We start from the raw sequence: 17031 nt of genomic DNA on the forward strand, positions 1-17031 counted from the left end.
CGGGCCTACGGTTAAGTAGGCCGGGTAAACGCAGTACCACCCGGCTATGAGATCCGTCTTCGCTGCATCACCCGGCGGGTAATAATCGGCAGCGAAATCACCACGATCAGCATCGCGCCGATAATCACCGACATCACGATGCCGGGCACGTTAAGCAGGCTCAGGCCAAAGGTCACCAGCCCCATCAGGAAGGCGGCGATAATCACGCCCACCATGCTGCCGGACCCACCGAGAATATTGACGCCGCCGAGCACCGCCATCGTCACCACCGCCAGCTCCCAGCCCATCGCGATGGTCGGGCGGGTACTGCCCAGACGCGAGGTGAGCAGCACCGACGCCAGGCCGGACATCAGTCCTACCAGCGCAAACAGGATCAGGTTGTGGCGCTTCACGTTGATGCCGGAGTACCACGCGCCGGTCGGGTTGTTGCCGATGGCGTAGGTGCGGCGGCCAAAATTGGTGCGGTGCAGCACAAAGGCAAACAGAGCGGCCAGCACGATAAACAGCGCGAACTCAAACGACAGCGCGCCCCAGACGTAGCCCTGGCCGAACCAGGCGAAGCTCTCCGGGTAGCTGTTCAGCGCCTGGTCCCCGAGCAGGATGTAGGTGATCCCGCGGTACAGGCTCATGGTGCCGATGGTGATGACGATGGACGACAGGTTAAAGCGCGTCACCAGAATACCGTTGAACAGCCCGCACAGTAGCCCGACGCCTAATCCCACGCACACCAGCAGTGGCGTATCGACGCCCGCTGCCGCGCAAAAGCCCATCACCGTGGAGCTGAGCGCGATGGTGGAGGCCACAGACAGGTCAATTTCCCGGGCGATAATCAGCATCGCCATCGGCAACACAATGATCGCTTTTTCCGTGAAGTTGAACGTCGCGTCGGAGAGGTTCCAGATATTGAGGAAGTAGGGCGAGGCGAGCGCGTTCACCACAAACACCGCCAGCGTCACCGCCAGCAGGAAGCCCTCCCAGCACAGCAGGCGCTGGAAGATGCCCGGCGCAGAAGTGGGTTTGAACTCTTCAGATGTCATCATTTTGCTCATGGTTTCACCGCCAGTTTCTGACGTGCCAGCGCCGCGTCGTGCAGGATCAGCCTGCCTTTGCGCCTGTTGCCGCGCTCGTTCAGCAGCACAGCGATGACAATGACCGAGCCGGAAATCGCCATCTGCCAGAACGGGGAGACGCCGATCACCGGCAGGGCGTTGTTGATGACGCCAAGGAACAGCGCCCCGAACAGACAGCCGAGCACGCGGCCGGTGCCGCCCATGGTGCTGATCCCGCCAATCACACAGGCTGCCACCACCTGCAATTCAAAACCGTTAGCGACGTCAACATACGCAACGGCAAAGCGTGATATCCACAGGTAGCCGCAGAACCCGGCCAGCAGACCGGAAAGGCAGAAGCTGATGAACTGCATTTTCCCGGCGTTGATCCCGGTGTAGTACGCTGCCGTGGCGTTCCCGCCTGCGGTGTAGAGCGCCCGTCCGGTGCGACTGTAGCGCAGGAAGTAGCCCACCAGCAGCAGTACGGCGATGGCGCACCAGCTCAGCACCGGCAGGCCCAGCACTGACGCACGCGGCAGGCCGAGGAAGTCTGCACCCATCTGGTTGGAGTTCACCCAGCCGCCGCCGGAGAGCAAAAAGATCATTCCGCGGTAGATGCTCATGGTGCCGAGCGTCACCACAATCGCCGGAATGCCCAGTTTCCACACCAGCAGGCCGTTTATTGCGCCCATCAGCAGCCCAAGCGCGCTGGCAAGGATCAGCAGCGCCCAGACGGGCACGTCCGGGTAATGGAAATTAATCAGGGCGACAATCATCCCGGTCAGGGCCAGATTAGCCGCCATCGACAGGTCGATGCCTTTAGTGAGCAGCACCATCATCTGCCCGAGCGCGAGGACGATCAGAATGGCGGTGTCGTTAAACATCTCCACCAGGTTGCCCGGTGCGATAAACGATGGCACGCGGCTGCCAATGGCGACGACCATCAGGACAATCACCGCGCCAAGCAGCGCCTCGCGGTGTTTTAACAGTGAGGTAAGCATTATGCCGCCTCCTGTTTTGCACCGCTGGCGGCGCTGACGATGGTTTCCGCCGTCGCGTCTCCCGCCTGGTATTCGGCCACCATCAGCCCCTCGTGCATGACGATAATGCGATCCGCCATGCCCATCACTTCCGGCAGTTCGGACGAGACCATAATCACCGCCAGCCCCTGACTGACCAGCTCGGACATAAACTGATGCACGGCTGCCTTTGAGCCGATATCGATGCCTTTTGTTGGCTCATCGAGGATGATCACGTCAGGGTGCGTCGCCAGCCATTTGCCGATCACCACCTTTTGCTGGTTGCCGCCAGAGAGGGTCTCCACCGCCTGCTTCCAGCTGAAGGCTTTCACTTGCAGGCGTTTGGCGTACTCGTCCGCCAGCTTCCATTCGCGGTCGTCATGCAGCACGCCGTTCGGATTGAGCCTGCTGAGCTGAGGCAGGCTGATGTTCTGGGCAATCGGCAGGGCGATAATCGCCCCCTGTTTCTGCCTTTCTTCTGGCACACAGACGATACCGGCTTTGATCGCATCCGCAGGCTGGCGGAAGCGCCGGGGCTGTCCGTTGAGGATAATTTCCCCGGACGATGGCCGCGTGACGCCGGAAAGCGCCTGCATCAGCTCGGTACGCCCGGCACCCACCAGCCCGTAAAAGCCGAGGATCTCCCCTTTACGCAGGGAGAACGAGATATGCGCAAACTCGGTCGGATGGCAGAGGTTTTTCACCTCCAGCACCGTCTCGCCTTTTTCGCAGTCGATTTTCGGGAAGGTTTGGGTAATGGCGCGCCCGACCATCATCGACACCATCCGCTCCTCGGTGATCTCATTTATTGCCCCTGCACCGACGAACACGCCGTCGCGCAAAATGGTGTAGTGATCGGCCAGCTCAAAAATCTCGTCGAACTTGTGGGAGATAAACAGGATGGCTTTTCCCTCCTGCTTTAAGCGCTCCACAATCTGGTAAAACTCGAGGATTTCATGCTGTGACAGCGCCGCCGTGGGTTCATCGAGGATCACCACCTGCGCCTCAAACGACAGCGCGCGGGCAATCGCCACCATGTGACGCTGGGCGATGCTCAGGGTTTTCAGCGTTGCGCGCGGGTCGATTTGCACCTCAAGGCGGGCGAGAATAGCCTGCGCCCGGCGGTGCATTTCCGGCCAGTCGAGCTTTTTCAGGAAGCCTTTGTGAAGGTACTGACCGACAAAGATATTTTCGGTGACCGAGAGTTCATCGAACAGGACGGTTTCCTGGTGAATGGCGGTGATGCCCATTTTATGCGCCGACTCCGGCGTCGGAAGGTGAACGGGGATCGCCTTGTAGAGAATTTCGCCCTCGTCGGGCTGGTATATGCCGGTCATCACTTTGACCAGCGTCGACTTGCCCGCGCCGTTTTCGCCGATAAGCGCCGTCACTTTGCCGGGCCACAGCGCAAGCTGCACGTTCTCAAGAGCACGCACGCCGGGGAACACCTTGGTGATGCCAGAAAGCTGTAGCAATGGGGTCATGATAGTTCTCCTGGACAGGGGAATTTGTAGGGCGGGTAAGCGGCAGCGCCACCCGCCTTTTGCCGGATGGCGCTACGCTTATCCGGCCTACAAATCGCATCAAAAGATTTTTGAGAACTTATCAATATTGCTGGCATCGTAAACGAACGGCTCGGCCATCGCGCCGTTGCCGTCGGCATCCAGCTTCACTTTGCCCAGTTTGCCCATGCTGGCCTCGCCTTTCGTGGCGTTGCCTTTCACCAGGTCATCCGCCAGGTAGGTTGCGGCATAGCCCAGGTCAATCGGGTTCCAGATGGCAAAGCTCTTGCTTGCGCCGGACTTCACCGCGCCCGCCATCTCAGACGGCAGGCCTAAACCGGTGACGTACACTTTGCCAATCTTGCCCTGGTCCTTCACCGCCTGCGCCGCAGCGACAATGCCGACGGACGACGGTGAAACGATCACTTTCAGATCAGGATAGGTTTTCAGCAGGCCGACCGCTTCGCGGTAGCTCTTGTCAGAGAGATCGTCCCCGTAGGCCACGGTCACCAGATTGACGGACGGGTACTTCGGCAGCACCTTTTTCATCTCCGCAATCCAGGTGTTCTGGTTGGTGGAGGTTGGCGTGGCGCTCAGCACCGCCACATCGCCTTTCTCCACGTTCAGCGCTTTCAGGGCATCGGCGGCGAGCTTGACGTTAGTTTCGCCAATCAGGGCGTTATTGGACGGGTTGAGGTGGATCTGACGCCCGGCTTTCGCCACGCCGGAATCCCACGACACAACCTTGATGCCGCGCTGCATCGCTTTTTTCAGCACCGGCACGACGGCGTCCGGATCGTTCGCGGAAATCGCGATCGCATCAACGCCCTGGGCGATCAGCCCGTTCAGCACCTCGATCTGCGCTTCCGCCGTGGTGGTGGTCGGGCCGGTATAAATCACTTTTACATCGCCTAACTCTTTGGCCGCCTCCTGCGCGCCGACGTTCGCTGCCTCGAAGAATCCATTCCCTAAGGACTTCGCCACCAGGGCGATTTTCACTTCTGCTAAAGCGGAACCGGACAACGCCAGAGCGGCAACGGTGAGGATCAAGCTTGCTTTTATTTTCATTGCTTTTACTCCACTGACTTGAGTTAGTTGTAGGGATTGCAGGTGGTTTTCGCCCCGTCTCGGTGAGCGGGGCGCGATGTTGTTATTGGTACAAATCTAACGCCGACTGCATGGGGGTGACGCCAAAGCGTTTACCCAGGGCGATCAGTTCTTCCCGGGTGATGGTCTGCTTCATGCCGCCCATGGAATAGACCTTTACCAGCACTTCCGCGGATTTCTCGGCGGTGTCGATCAGGCCGAAGGTTTCATCCAGCGTCGGGCCGCTGCCGAAGACGCCGTGGAACGGCCACAGCACCAGTGAATGTTTCTGCATGTCCGTCGCGGTTGCCTGGCCGATTTCGTCGGTGCCCGGCACCATCCACGGCAGAATGCCGACGCCGTCCGGGAACACCACCAGACACTCGGTGCTGCCTTCCCACAATTTGCGGGTGAAGAAATCAGAATTGTTTTCCAGCACGTAGGTCAGGGCGATCAGGTTGGTGGCGTGGCAGTGCATGATCACGCGGTCCTTGCCATTGGTCGCCTTGATGCGCTCGCAGTGGGAGAGGAAGTGCGCCGGCAGTTCTGAGGTGGGCACCGCCTCATCCGTCAGCCCCCACAGAATGTGGTAGCCCGCGCCGTCGCTATCCACTTTCACTACGCCGAGGTTGGCCTGCGGGTCGAGCTGGACGTTGCGGAAGAACTTCCCGGAACCGGTGACGATAAACGGCGTGTTGGCGAGCAGCGGCATCGGCTGGCTCAGGGCGATATAGCGCGGCTTCTGGTGGAAATCGGCGGCAAATGGCTCGATATCCGCATCGTCCAGGCGTAGCGTCAGGTTGCCGCCGTTGCGCTCGTCCCAGCCCTTCAGCCAGGCGTCGGAGGTGGCTTTGATCATGCCCTGGACGAACCAGGAGGTGGTGATGGTCTGCATACTGTGTTTCCTTTGAAAATGCCGGGTGGCGCGTTGCTTACCCGGCCTACTTTTACCTGTAGGCCCGGCAAGCAACGCGCCGCCGGGCAATGTTTTTTACTGACGAGCGGCAAGAACGTCTTTCTCATATGCCCGCACGTTGTCCAGCCACTGGCTGCCCGCAGGCGCATCGTGACGCTGGCAGTACATCTCCCACACCGCCTGCCACGGCAGGGATTTCTGCTCTTCCAGCAGCGCCAGGCGCGCGGTGTAGTCGCCGTTTTCTTCCAGCTGTTTCAGGGCGGCGACAGGCTCCAGCAGCGCGCGCAGCAGGGCTTTCTTCATGTTGCGGGTGCCGATAACCCACGCCGCGATGCGGTTGATGGAGGCGTCGAAAAAGTCGAGGCCAATGTGTACGCGGTCAAAGAGGTTGTGGCGGATGATTTCGCTGGCAATGGCCTGGGTTTCGTCATCCAGCAGCACCACGTGGTCGCTGTCCCAGCGCACCGGACGGCTGACGTGCAGCAGCAGGCGTGGCACGTAGAGCATGGCGGCGGAGATCTTGTCGGAGATCACCTCGGTTGGGTGGAAGTGGCCGGCATCCAGGCACAGCGCGGTCTGGCGGCTGGTGGCGTACCCCATGTAGAACTCGTTTGAGCCCACGGTGTAGCTCTCTGCGCCAATGCCGAACAGCTTGCTCTCGACGGCATCGATGTGGTGCGCCGGGTCCAGCTTCTCGCTGATGGCTTCATCCAGCGCGGCCAGCAGGCGCTGGCGCGGGGCCAGTCGGTCTACGGTGATATCCTTCATGCCGTCCGGGATCCAGATGTTCATCACCGACGGCGTGCCAAGCTGCTCGCCGAAATACGCAGAAACGCGGCGGCTGGCTTTGACATGGTCGATCCAGAACTGGCGGATTTCGTCGTTGGCGTGCGCAAGGGTAAAGCCGTCCGCGCTCAGCGGGTGCGAGAAGCAGGAGGGGTTAAAGTCCAGGCCCAGCTTGTCGGCTTTCGCCCACGCCACCCAGTTCGTAAAGTGCTCCGGTTTGATTTCATTACGCGCCACCGGCTCGTCGGATTCGAGATAAATGGCGTGCAGATTCAGGCGCTTTGGCCCGGGGATCAGGCTCAGCGCCAGCTCCAGATCCGCACGCAGTTCGGTGGCGTTGCGCGCTTTGCCCGGATAGTTACCCGTGGCCTGAATACCCCCCGTCAGGGAACCGCCCGGGTTCTCGAAGCCAGCAACGTCATCACCCTGCCAGCAGTGCATGGAGACGGGCAGACGGTCGAGCTGGCGCAGCGCCTCTTCGACATCCACGCCGACGGCGGCGAAACGCTGTTTAGCCAGGTCCCAGGCTTGTTCAAGTTGAGTGGTCATGCGCAAAGCTCCTTAGTCAGTCGTTTTTGCTGAAACTGCGCCCGGTAGCGGGCAATTTCATGGCAGGGATGGGGGGTGAAGGTGGTCAGGCTGTTATTCGCCGTCACCACCGAACGGAAATCGTCGACGTTTGAAAGTTCGTCCAGGGTCATCAGCTGAATGCCGATATTGCCGAGGGTGGAGGCTTCAATCGGACCTGCCACCACGGTAATGCCGCAGGCATCCGCGCAGAGCTGGTTCAGCAGCTGGTTCTGGCAGCCGCCGCCCACGATATGCAGCTGCGTGAACGGTTTGCCGCGAAGGTCAGCCAGCTCGCTCAGGATGTCGGCATAGAGCAGGGCGAGACTGTCAAAAATGCAGCGCGCCAGCTCGGCGGGGCGGGAAGGTACCGGCTGCCCCGCTTCAAAACAGGCGGCCTGGATTTCAGCGCTCATGTGCGCCGGATTGATAAAGCGGTCGTCGTTCGGGTTAATCAGGAAGGTGCAGGCCTTCAGCGTTTCGGTTTCCGCGATAAGCGCGGGCAGGTCGTTGATGTTCTGCTCTTTCAGCACCCGCTGGAGAAGCCACAGGCCCATGATGTTCTTCAGCACCCGGTAGCGCCCTTCGGCGCCACCTTCGTTAGTGATGTTCGCCGCCAGTGCGGCATCGCTGGTGTAGGGTGTTTTGCTCTCAAAGCCCATCAGCGACCAGGTGCCGGAAGAGAGGTACGCCGCATCTTTGCCGGCGAGCGGCGAGGCAATGACCGCGCTGGCGGTGTCGTGACTGGCAACGGCGACAACAGGGATCTCATTCCCCTGCGGGCAAAGCCAGTGGCCGATCACATTGCCCGGATGGGTTGGCGCGCCGAACCAGGACGGCGAGGCGCCCGTCCAGGCCAGCAGATGTTCATCCCAGTTATCGGTGTTGATGTTAACCAGCTGCGTGGTGGTGGCGTTGGTGTATTCCCAGTTCATGTTGCCTGTCAGACGGTAGCTTAAGTAGTCCGGGATCAGCAGCGCATGCGCCACCTTTTCGACCAGCTCTGGCTGTTGCTCAACCAGCGCGCGCAGCTGATACAGCGTGTTAAACGGCAGAAACTGAATGCCGCTGCGACCATAGATGTTCTCCTTGCCAAGCTGGGCGATGGCGTGCGCCATTAGCCCATCGGTGCGGCTGTCGCGGTAGGAGACGGGCAGGCCGACGCGTTCGCCGTGACTGTCCAGCAGTACGTAATCCACACCCCAGGTATCAATGCCGATACTGTCGATGCGAATACCGTCTTCGCAGACGTTGTGAAGTCCGGTGCGGATCTCTGCTTCCAGGGCGTCGATATCCCAGGTAACAAAACCGTCCTGTTTTTGCAGACAATTGGCGAAACGGTGCATTTCGCGAAGCGTAAGGGTGTGCAGGTCGCAGTCCCAGGTGGCGAGCATTACACGGCCGCTGGATGCGCCTAAATCGACAGCCACACAATGGCGAAAAGTCATGGTCGGGTCCTTTCTTAAGTCATTAGCGAGGAGTGTAAGAAAGGGAAGAAATAGCCACCTTCTCGCCACTGACAGCCCAAATCTCGCGCTGGCAAGAAAGCAAAGATGAACGTGAGGGAGTTCACAGTTTCCAGTAATGGCGGGGTTTGCAGGCAGTGTGACGCTGACCGCATTTCCTGATTTTTCCGCCTGTTTCTTGAAAAACCGACAGCTTTTGCGCGGTTTGCTGTCAAAAATTTAAGGTGAGCGTGGAAGGCCTTAATTACTATTTTGAGAACTTTTCTCATTGGTGGGGGCCGTTATGACCGTACTGCACAGCGTCGATTTTTTTCCTTCGGGGGCTTCGCCGGTCGCGATTGAGCCACGGCTGCCTCAGGCTGCGTTCCCGGAGCATCATCATGATTTTCATGAAATTGTGATTGTTGAGCACGGAACGGGCATCCACGTGTTTAACGGTCAGCCGTATACCATCAGCGGCGGTACGGTGTGCTTCGTGCGCGATCACGACAGGCACCTGTATGAACATACCGACAACCTTTGCCTGACCAATGTGCTCTATCGTTCTCCGGATGCGTTCCAGTTTCTCTCCGGGCTGAATCAGCTGTTGCCGCAGGAGAAGGACGGTCACTACCCCTCGCACTGGCGGGTGAATCAGTCCACGTTGCAGCAGGTGCGTCAGCTGGTGAGCCAGATGGAGCAGAGCGAGGATGGACAGGAGACGCACGCCATTGCTACCCGCGAGCTGCTGTTTATGCAGCTGCTGGTGCTGCTGCGGCGCAGCAGCCTGGTGGAAGGGCTGGAAAATAACGACGCGCGCCTGAATCAGCTGATGGCCTGGCTGGAAGATCATTTTGCCGAAGATGTCTGCTGGGAAACGCTGGCGGATGACTTTTCGCTCTCGCTGCGCACGCTGCATCGTCAGCTCAAGCAGCATACCGGGCTGACGCCGCAGCGCTACCTCAACCGTCTGCGCCTGATCAAAGCGCGGCACCTTTTACGTCATACCGACGAAAGCGTCACCGATATCGCCTATCGCTGCGGATTCGGCGACAGTAACCACTTTTCGACGCTTTTTCGCCGGGAGTTTAACTGGTCGCCGCGCGATATTCGTCAGGGGAAAGACGCGTTGCTTCAGTAACGCGAGGGCAGTCACCGTTTTTTTGCTGCAAAAAGGCTAATAATGTCCGGTTATTCGCCGTAGAGGTTGTGGTGTGGCTGCTCAGCTCATTCTTCGCAAAGATGATTTTTTTGCCTCCGCGAGTCAGGCCGTCGCGGTGGCCGACCGCTACCCGCAAAACGTCTTTGCCGAGCACACCCACGAGTTTTGCGAGCTGGTGCTGGTATGGCGAGGCAACGGCCTGCACGTCCTCAACGACCGCCCCTACCGCATCACGCGCGGAGACCTGTTCTACATCCGCGCTGAAGACAAACACTCCTACGCCTCGGTTAACGATCTGGTGTTGCAGAACGTCATCTACTGCCCCGACAGACTTAAACTGAATGTCGACTGGGCGGGCAATATCCCCGGTTTTCATGATGCCAGAGGCGAACCGCACTGGCGCTTAAGCAGCAACGGCATGGCTCAGGTGCGCCAGACGATTTCCCAGCTGGAGCAGGAGAGCCAGAAGAGCGATCCGGTGGCAAACCAGATGTCGGAGCTGCTTTTTGCCCAGCTGGTGATGACCCTGAAGCGGCATCGTTACGCTACGGATAATCCCTCTGCTACCACACAGGAAGCGCTGCTGGATAAGCTCATCACCCGGCTTGCGGGCAGTCTGAACAAGAGTTTCGTGCTGGAAAAATTCTGCGAGCAGGAGCAGTGCAGCGAGCGCGCGCTGCGCCAGCAGTTCCGCACCCAGACGGGGATGACGGTCAACCACTATCTGCGCCAGCTGCGCATCTGCCACGCCCAGTACCTGTTACAGCATACGGAGCTGATGGTGAGTGAAGTGGCGATGCGCTGCGGCTTTGAGGACAGTAACTACTTTTCGGTGGTGTTTAACCGTGAGGTGGGGATGACGCCGGTTCAGTGGCGTCATCGCAGTCGAAAGGCAGCGTAATCAGTTCGCCATGCCGAGGCCGACGATATTGGCCGCAATGATAATCACCACACAGCCCAGGCTCAGCACGCCAACCGGACGACGCCCGGCGTTGTTCCACTCTTTCAGCACCAGCCCAACCAGCCCGCCGCACAGCACGTAGAAGCTCATGTGCAGCATCCAGCTCATGTAGTCATACTGCGCCGGAATACTGGCGTGACCCCAGGCGTAGAAGAAGAATTGCAGATACCACATCAGACCGCCGAGGGCGGAGAGCAGGACGTTGGTGACGATCAGCGGTTTTGCCAGCGAGAAGTCGGCTTTTACCGACAGGTTCTTCACCTTTGCCAGACGAATGAAGCAGAAGCCGAGGTTTACCAGCGCGCCGCCGCCCATGATCACCACGTAGCTTGGCAGGGCAGCGTACAGCGGATCGACGCCCAGCGCCGCAGCGGCGTCGTGCATCGGTTTGGCGGCGTTCATGGCGAACGACATGCCCGCCGAGAAGACGCCGCACATCACCGCCAGCAGCAGCCCTTTCTTCAGGTTGAACTCTTCGGCTTTGATGCCCATCTTGCGTTCTTTCAGCTGGCCTGCGCGGGTGACGATGCCCACGCCGATCACCGCCACCAGCACGCCCAGCAGCGTCATTCGCCCGCCCTGAGTGTTGATCAGCACGTCGAAGTGGCCGTTGAGGATTGGCGTCATCAGGGTGCCAACAATCAGCGTAATGCCAATCGCGATGCCAATCCCCATCGACATGCCTAGGTAGCGCATGGTGAGGCCGTAGTTGATATTACCGATGCCCCACATCGCGCCGAACAGGAATACCGGCAGCAGGGTGGAGGCGTTGAAGGAGGAGAAGTAGCCCCAGAAATCGGGCAGCAGCATGGCGCTGATTGTCCACGGCAAAATCAGCCAGGACACGGTGCCGCCAACGGACCACATGGTTTCCCATGACCAGCCTTTCACCTTTTTAAACGGGGCATAGAAACAGGCTGCACTGGCCGCGCCTATCAAATGCCAGAAAATACCCATCGTAATCGCATGATTCATTTTTACATCCTCATCGTTTTTATAGCCGGAGGCTTCCCGCCGACTTGATGAGTGTAAAAATGAGGCGGTTTGGGAACCTTCAGAAGGTTGCCGCACTTTTGTTCAGGATGGCAATCAGCACGTTAAGCACGTGAGCAGACTCACAATTTTGTCATTTATCAAAAATCTAATAACCTTATAAAAACTACGGCATTGATAATCATTTTCAATATCATTTAATTAACTATAATGAACCAACTGCTTACGCGGCATTAACAGCTGTGCCGCCCGACAATAATGGAGAGGATTATGAGTTATACACTGCCATCCCTGCCGTATGCCTACGACGCACTGGAACCGCATTTCGACAAGCAGACGATGGAAATCCATCACACTAAACACCACCAGACCTATGTGAACAACGCGAATGCTGCGCTGGAAAGCCTGCCAGAGTTCGCTAATCTGCCTGTTGAAGAGCTGATCACCAAACTGGACCAGCTGCCGGCAGACAAGAAAACCGTGCTGCGCAACAACGCGGGCGGTCACGCTAACCACAGCCTGTTCTGGAAAGGCCTGAAAACCGGCACCACCCTTCAGGGCGACCTGAAAGCGGCTATCGAGCGTGACTTCGGTTCCGTTGACAACTTCAAAGCGGAATTCGAAAAAGCCGCTGCAACCCGTTTCGGCTCTGGCTGGGCGTGGCTGGTCCTGAAAGGTGACAAACTGGCGGTCGTTTCTACCGCTAACCAGGACTCCCCGCTGATGGGTGAAGCTATCTCTGGCGCATCCGGCTTCCCAATTCTGGGTCTGGACGTGTGGGAACACGCTTACTACCTGAAGTTCCAAAACCGTCGCCCTGACTACATCAAAGCCTTCTGGGATGTAGTGAACTGGGACGAAGCAGCAGCGCGTTTCGCCGCTAAAAAATAAGGTTGCATTGACGCCTGTGAGAAGCGAGTCTGATGACTCGCTTTTTTTGTATCTGAAGGAGTGGAGATGCATTACCCGGTGAATGTGTTTACAGGCAAGGTAAGGGAGTACGAAGGCAGCCGCCCGAGCGCCATCGCCAAAGTGCAGGTCGACGGTGAGCTGACGTTGACCGATCTCGGGCTTGCGGGTGACCAGCAGGCTGAAAAGAAAATCCACGGCGGGCCCGATCGCGCGCTGTGCCACTATCCGCGCGAGCACTATCAGCACTGGAAAGCCGAATTTCCTGAACAGGCGGACCTCTTCGTTGCCCCCGCGTTTGGCGAAAATCTCTCAACGGAGGGGCTGACGGAGAAGAACGTCTTTATCGGCGATATTTACCGCTGGGGCGATGCTTTGATTCAGGTCACCCAGCCGCGCTCACCGTGCTTTAAGCTTAATTACCATTTCGGCATTCAGGATATGTCGGCCCAGCTGCAAAACGCGGGTAAAACCGGCTGGCTGTACCGCGTTGTGCAGGCGGGACAGGTTTCGGCGGATGCGCCGCTTGAGCTGGCTTCGCGCTTGAGTGAGGTGTCGGTATACGAGGCCTGCGCAATTGCCTGGCATATGCCATTTGATGACGAGCAGTATCACCGCCTGCTGTCAGCGGCGGGATTATCCACCAGCTGGACCAGAACGATGCAGAAGCGGCGGTTAAGCGGCAAGATCGAGAGCAGTTCGCGGAGATTGTGGGGGAAAGAGGTTCCGTAGAAAGTAGGCCGGGTAAGGCGAAGCCGCCACCCGGCACATACGGTTACGAACGCTTATACAGCGGCAGCCACAGCGTTAACCTCAGCCCGCCCAGCGGGCTGTCATCGGCTTTCACCCAGCCACGGTGCTGTTGCATGGCGGTTTCAACAATCGCCAGACCTAGCCCCGTACCACCAGATTCACGGTCGCGCGCCTCGTCGGTGCGGTAGAACGGACGGAAAATCTGCTCGCGATCTTCCGGGCTGACGCCAGGACCATCGTCATCGACAATGACGGTAATCCCGTCTTTATCCACCGAAAACGCCACTTCAATCTTCGTGTGCGAATAGCGCAGGGCGTTACGCACGATATTCTCCAGCGCGCTTTCCAGCGTGTTGGGGTTACCGTAGAGCGGCCACGGGCCCGGCGGGAAGTTGACGGTGAACGATTTGCCCATCTGCTCCGCTTCGAACGCCGCGTTGTCCAGCACCTCATGCCAGAGGTGATTGGCTTTCACCGTTTCGCTCACCAGCGCGTTTTTCTGCTGATTGCGAGACATCACCAGCAGATCGTTGATCATGCTGTCCAGGCGATGCGCTTCCGTCTCAATACGCTCCAGCTCTTTACTCTCACCGCTGCGGCGGCGCAGCAGGGCGGTACCCAGCTGTAAGCGCGTGAGCGGCGTCCGCAGCTCGTGGGAGATATCCGACAGCAGGCGTTGCTGCGCGGTCATCATGCGGTCAAGAGCAGAGACCATCTGGTTAAAACTGGTTCCGGCGGCCAGGAACTCCTGCGGCCCGGATTCCAGCTCCGGATGCTGCCTCAGGTTGCCCTGCGCCACTTCGTCCGCCGCATTTTTCAGCTTACGCGCCGGTTTCGCCAGGCTCCACGCCAGCCATAACAGCAGCGGGGAACTGACCAGCATCGTGACAATCAACAGCAAAAGCGGACGGTCAAACAGCAGGTTGATAAAGTCGGACTGGGAACTGCTCGCAGGGCGAATCAGATAGAGCTGGTAATTGTCTTCCCCATCCCGCACCGAGAAAGGACCGACCATCTCTACCCGACCATATTTCTTTTTCTGTGGGTGATCGGCATTATCCGCCTGGCCAATAAAGTTGCGGATAATCTGCATTTCATTGCGATCGGCCCCAATCACGCGGCCTTCACTGGTGACCAGTAAAAGACGCTGTCCGGGGGGCGCCCACTTGTCGATAGCGCGAAACAACCTGCGCCACCACATTAAATCGTTCGGCGGATCGTTTGCCAGCTCCGCTTCCACGTGCTGCTCGATCATCACGCCCTGACGTTGCTCGCTGTCGAGTAGCTCCGTCATCTGGCGTGAGTCGAGTTTTGGCAACATCAAAACGAGCATTAAAACCAGTGCCAACGTCAGCCAGAAGATGGCGAAGATGCGGGCGGTTAAGCTGCCTATCATGAAGCGGAAACCATCAGATAACCGCGACCACGCAGGGTTTTAAACCAGGGATGACCGTCTTTACGCTCCGGCAGCTTACGGCGCAGGTTCGAGATATGCATATCGATGGCGCGGTCAAACGGGGTGAGGCGTTTGCCGAGCACTTCCTGGCTTAAGTGTTCACGCGACACCACCTGGCCGAGATGCTGCGCCAGCAGATACAGCAGGGTGAACTCGGTGCCGGTTAGCTCCAGCGTTTCACCGTCGAAGCTCGCTTCCTGGCGGCCCGGGTTCAGGCTCAGGGAGTCCACTTCCAGCGTAGGTGAGCTGTTGTCGGTATTCTGCTGCTGCTCGCTCCAGTGAGAGCGGCGCAGGATCGCGCGAATACGGGCCACCAGTTCACGGTCGTTGAACGGCTTAGGTAAATAGTCATCCGCACCCAGCTCAAGGCCGAGTACGCGGTCAAGCTCGCTGCCGCGTGCGGTCAGCATAATGACGGGGGTCTGGTGTGTCTGGCGAAGCTCTTTCAACGTATCAATACCGTTTTTCTTCGGCATCATGACGTCGAGCAAAAGTAAATCGATGCTGTCGTCAAGGAGACTCAGCGCCTGTTCCCCATCATGGGCAACCAGGACGTTGAAACCTTCCATGTCGAGCAACTCCTTTAAAAGAGATGTGAGCTCTCGGTCATCATCAACTAACAGGATTTTATTCATTGTTTAAATACCTCCGAGGCAGAAATTACGACATCAAGGCTATCTAATCCATGACTTTACGTTGTTTTACACCCCCTGACGCATGTTTGCAGCCTGAATCGTAGACTGTCTCTCGTTGAATCGCGACACGAAAGATTTTGGGAGCAAGTGATGCGCAAAGTTACCGCTGCCGTCATGGCCTCAACGCTGGCCTTCAGTGCGTTTAGCCAGGCTGCTGTAGCTATCATCAGCGATAACGGTTCCTCAGCAGAGGGCGCAACGCAGCACAGCAGCCAAAGCCATATGTTTGACGGCATAAGTTTAACCGAACATCAGCGTCAACAGATGCGAGATCTGATGCAGAGGGCAAGACACGACCAGCCCCCTGTTAATGTTAGCGAAATGGAGACAATGCATCGCCTTGTCACCGCAGAAAATTTTGACGAAAGCGCTGTACGCGCTCAGGCCGAAAAAATGGCGCAGGAACAGGTTGCCCGTCAGGTAGAGATGGCGAAGGTTCGCAACCAGATGTTCCACCTGCTAACGCCCGAGCAGCAAGCGGTTTTGAATACCAAACATCAGCAACGTATGAATCAGTTGCGTGAGGTTGCACGGATGCAGCGAAGCTCAGATATGACGCTTTTCAGTAGCAATAGCAGTACCCGTAGTAACCAGTAAACCCTGTTTTCCTTGCCATAGACACCATCCCTGTCTTCCCCCACATGATGTGGGGGTTTTTTTTGCCCATTGTTCAGGTTTGTTAACGCTTTATTCATCCTTTCACTCCACCACCATCCGTTATACTAGCGCCATGGCATGACAGGAGTGTTTATGAATCAATCCTATGGACGGCTGGTAAGCCGGGCCGCAATAGCCGCGACGGTGATGGCGTCGTGTTTGCTGATCATTAAAATTTTCGCGTGGTGGTACACCGGGTCGGTCAGTATTCTGGCGGCACTGGTGGATTCACTGGTGGATATTGCCGCCTCGCTGACCAACCTGCTGGTGGTGCGCTACTCGCTGCAACCGGCGGATGAAGAGCATACGTTTGGCCACGGCAAAGCGGAATCGCTGGCCGCGCTGGCACAAAGCATGTTTATTTCGGGCTCTGCGCTTTTCCTGTTTTTGACCGGTATTCAGCATCTTATTTCGCCTTCTCCGATGAACGATCCGGGCGTTGGCGTGGTCGTAACGGTAGTTGCACTTATAAGCACACTTGTTCTTGTAACGTTCCAGCGCTGGGTTGTACGCAAAACACAAAGCCAGGCTGTACGGGCCGATATGCTTCATTATCAGTCTGATGTTATGATGAATGGGGCTATTCTTATTGCGCTTGGTCTGGCCTGGTATGGCTGGCATCGGGCCGATGCGTTGTTTGCGTTAGGGATAGGGATCTATATTTTATACAGCGCCTTGCGGATGGGATATGAAGCGGTACAGTCGCTTCTTGACCGTGCGCTTCCGGATGCAGAACGTGATGAAATTTATGCCATCGTGACCAACTGGCCTGGCGTCAGTGGTGCTCACGATCTTCGTACGCGGCAGTCAGGGCCGACCCGCTTTATTCAGATTCATTTGGAAATGGAAGACAACCTGCCACTGGTTCAGGCGCATATGGTCGCTGAACAGGTGGAGCAGGCGATTTTGCAGCGTTTCCCTGGGTCAGACGTCATTATTCATCAGGATCCGTGCTCTGTCGTACCCAGGGCGTTTTGAGCTTTCGTAATTCGTTGTAAAAAAGTGAGCCAGAGCAGCATTTTGTGGATAAATTACCACCATATGGCCTGACCTGAATCAATTCAGCTGGAAGGGA

Annotated in this window: 16 protein-coding genes; 6 read left to right on the plus strand and 10 right to left on the minus strand. The window is 57.7% G+C overall.

The genetic code is table 11. The annotated features are described in order from the left end of the window. Positions 1–44 precede the first annotated feature (44 nt). The 7 genes from SK50_RS01950 to rhaB form a co-directional block, all read right to left on the minus strand. A complete protein-coding gene (locus SK50_RS01950; RefSeq protein WP_015569926.1) occupies positions 45–1049 on the minus strand; it encodes an ABC transporter permease in 1005 nt (334 codons plus the stop codon). Next, positions 1046–2050 carry an ABC transporter permease gene (locus SK50_RS01955; RefSeq protein WP_045344669.1) on the minus strand — a complete coding sequence of 335 codons (1005 nt, stop codon included), beginning with the start codon at positions 2048–2050 and terminating at the stop codon, positions 1046–1048. The genes SK50_RS01950 and SK50_RS01955 overlap by 4 nt, the downstream gene beginning before the upstream one ends. Further along, entirely contained in the window at positions 2050–3552 is a 1503-nt protein-coding gene (locus SK50_RS01960; protein WP_032649877.1) for a sugar ABC transporter ATP-binding protein, read from the minus strand. Before SK50_RS01960 ends, SK50_RS01955 begins: the two co-directional genes overlap by 1 nt. A 99-nt stretch (positions 3553–3651) precedes the next feature. Next, positions 3652–4638, minus strand: a complete 987-nt coding sequence (rhaS, locus tag SK50_RS01965) for a rhamnose ABC transporter substrate-binding protein (RefSeq protein ID WP_017694056.1) — start codon at positions 4636–4638, stop codon at positions 3652–3654. Between the two features lie 82 nt (positions 4639–4720). Further along, complete coding sequence (gene rhaD / locus SK50_RS01970) at positions 4721–5551, minus strand: rhamnulose-1-phosphate aldolase (RefSeq protein WP_015569930.1); 831 nt, start codon at positions 5549–5551, stop codon at positions 4721–4723. A gap of 96 nt (positions 5552–5647) precedes the next feature. Beyond that, entirely contained in the window at positions 5648–6907 is a 1260-nt protein-coding gene (rhaA, locus tag SK50_RS01975) for an L-rhamnose isomerase (RefSeq protein ID WP_048229055.1), read from the minus strand. Continuing rightward, positions 6904–8373 (minus strand): rhamnulokinase, encoded by a 1470-nt coding sequence (gene rhaB / locus SK50_RS01980; protein ID WP_017694057.1) that lies wholly within the window; start codon positions 8371–8373, stop codon positions 6904–6906. The genes rhaA and rhaB overlap by 4 nt, the downstream gene beginning before the upstream one ends. A gap of 301 nt (positions 8374–8674) precedes the next feature. On the opposite strand from rhaB, the gene rhaS (SK50_RS01990) reads away from it, so the two are divergent. Further along, a complete protein-coding gene (rhaS, locus tag SK50_RS01990) occupies positions 8675–9511 on the plus strand; it encodes an HTH-type transcriptional activator RhaS (RefSeq protein WP_015569934.1) in 837 nt (278 codons plus the stop codon). Between the two features lie 73 nt (positions 9512–9584). Next, positions 9585–10433 carry an HTH-type transcriptional activator RhaR gene (gene rhaR, locus SK50_RS01995; RefSeq protein WP_017382695.1) on the plus strand — a complete coding sequence of 283 codons (849 nt, stop codon included), beginning with the start codon at positions 9585–9587 and terminating at the stop codon, positions 10431–10433. Here rhaR and rhaT read toward each other — a convergent pair whose 3' ends face one another. Further along, on the minus strand, positions 10434–11468 hold the full coding sequence (gene rhaT, locus SK50_RS02000; protein ID WP_017694058.1) for an L-rhamnose/proton symporter RhaT: 1035 nt from the start codon (positions 11466–11468) through the stop codon (positions 10434–10436). A gap of 288 nt (positions 11469–11756) precedes the next feature. On the opposite strand from rhaT, the gene sodA reads away from it, so the two are divergent. Both sodA and yiiM read left to right on the plus strand, forming a co-directional pair. Beyond that, entirely contained in the window at positions 11757–12377 is a 621-nt protein-coding gene (gene sodA / locus SK50_RS02005; RefSeq protein ID WP_003861999.1) for a superoxide dismutase [Mn], read from the plus strand. A 66-nt stretch (positions 12378–12443) separates the two neighbouring features. Beyond that, positions 12444–13127 carry a 6-hydroxyaminopurine reductase gene (gene yiiM, locus SK50_RS02010; protein WP_017382697.1) on the plus strand — a complete coding sequence of 228 codons (684 nt, stop codon included), beginning with the start codon at positions 12444–12446 and terminating at the stop codon, positions 13125–13127. A gap of 43 nt (positions 13128–13170) precedes the next feature. On the opposite strand, the gene cpxA is transcribed toward yiiM, so the two are convergent. Both cpxA and cpxR read right to left on the minus strand, forming a co-directional pair. Beyond that, positions 13171–14544, minus strand: a complete 1374-nt coding sequence (cpxA, locus tag SK50_RS02015) for an envelope stress sensor histidine kinase CpxA (RefSeq protein ID WP_015569937.1) — start codon at positions 14542–14544, stop codon at positions 13171–13173. Further along, positions 14541–15239 carry an envelope stress response regulator transcription factor CpxR gene (gene cpxR, locus SK50_RS02020; RefSeq protein ID WP_003862004.1) on the minus strand — a complete coding sequence of 233 codons (699 nt, stop codon included), beginning with the start codon at positions 15237–15239 and terminating at the stop codon, positions 14541–14543. The genes cpxA and cpxR overlap by 4 nt, the downstream gene beginning before the upstream one ends. Positions 15240–15389: 150 nt before the next feature. Here cpxR and cpxP point away from each other — a divergent pair, with 150 nt between their 5' ends. Beyond that, complete coding sequence (gene cpxP / locus SK50_RS02025) at positions 15390–15896, plus strand: cell-envelope stress modulator CpxP (protein WP_003862006.1); 507 nt, start codon at positions 15390–15392, stop codon at positions 15894–15896. A gap of 153 nt (positions 15897–16049) precedes the next feature. Beyond that, on the plus strand, positions 16050–16934 hold the full coding sequence (gene fieF, locus SK50_RS02030; RefSeq protein WP_017382698.1) for a CDF family cation-efflux transporter FieF: 885 nt from the start codon (positions 16050–16052) through the stop codon (positions 16932–16934). Positions 16935–17031: the final 97 nt, after the last annotated feature.

The sequence above is a fragment of the Enterobacter sp. BWH64 genome, from assembly GCF_001037645.1.
GTDB classification, from domain to species: domain Bacteria; phylum Pseudomonadota; class Gammaproteobacteria; order Enterobacterales; family Enterobacteriaceae; genus Enterobacter; species Enterobacter hormaechei_C.

What these genes read in the sequence shown, in the direction of transcription:
- SK50_RS01950 (WP_015569926.1), bottom strand. Translation starts at nt 1,049, where the DNA reads ATGAGCAAAATGATGACATCTGAAGAGTTCAAACCCACTTCTGCGCCG.
- SK50_RS01955 (WP_045344669.1), bottom strand. Translation starts at nt 2,050, where the DNA reads ATGCTTACCTCACTGTTAAAACACCGCGAGGCGCTGCTTGGCGCGGTG.
- SK50_RS01960 (WP_032649877.1), bottom strand. Translation starts at nt 3,552, where the DNA reads ATGACCCCATTGCTACAGCTTTCTGGCATCACCAAGGTGTTCCCCGGC.
- rhaS (WP_017694056.1), bottom strand. Translation starts at nt 4,638, where the DNA reads ATGAAAATAAAAGCAAGCTTGATCCTCACCGTTGCCGCTCTGGCGTTG.
- rhaD (WP_015569930.1), bottom strand. Translation starts at nt 5,551, where the DNA reads ATGCAGACCATCACCACCTCCTGGTTCGTCCAGGGCATGATCAAAGCC.
- rhaA (WP_048229055.1), bottom strand. Translation starts at nt 6,907, where the DNA reads ATGACCACTCAACTTGAACAAGCCTGGGACCTGGCTAAACAGCGTTTC.
- rhaB (WP_017694057.1), bottom strand. Translation starts at nt 8,373, where the DNA reads ATGACTTTTCGCCATTGTGTGGCTGTCGATTTAGGCGCATCCAGCGGC.
- rhaS (WP_015569934.1), top strand. Translation starts at nt 8,675, where the DNA reads ATGACCGTACTGCACAGCGTCGATTTTTTTCCTTCGGGGGCTTCGCCG.
- rhaT (WP_017694058.1), bottom strand. Translation starts at nt 11,468, where the DNA reads ATGAATCATGCGATTACGATGGGTATTTTCTGGCATTTGATAGGCGCG.
- sodA (WP_003861999.1), top strand. Translation starts at nt 11,757, where the DNA reads ATGAGTTATACACTGCCATCCCTGCCGTATGCCTACGACGCACTGGAA.
- yiiM (WP_017382697.1), top strand. Translation starts at nt 12,444, where the DNA reads ATGCATTACCCGGTGAATGTGTTTACAGGCAAGGTAAGGGAGTACGAA.
- cpxA (WP_015569937.1), bottom strand. Translation starts at nt 14,544, where the DNA reads ATGATAGGCAGCTTAACCGCCCGCATCTTCGCCATCTTCTGGCTGACG.
- cpxR (WP_003862004.1), bottom strand. Translation starts at nt 15,239, where the DNA reads ATGAATAAAATCCTGTTAGTTGATGATGACCGAGAGCTCACATCTCTT.
- cpxP (WP_003862006.1), top strand. Translation starts at nt 15,390, where the DNA reads ATGCGCAAAGTTACCGCTGCCGTCATGGCCTCAACGCTGGCCTTCAGT.
- fieF (WP_017382698.1), top strand. Translation starts at nt 16,050, where the DNA reads ATGAATCAATCCTATGGACGGCTGGTAAGCCGGGCCGCAATAGCCGCG.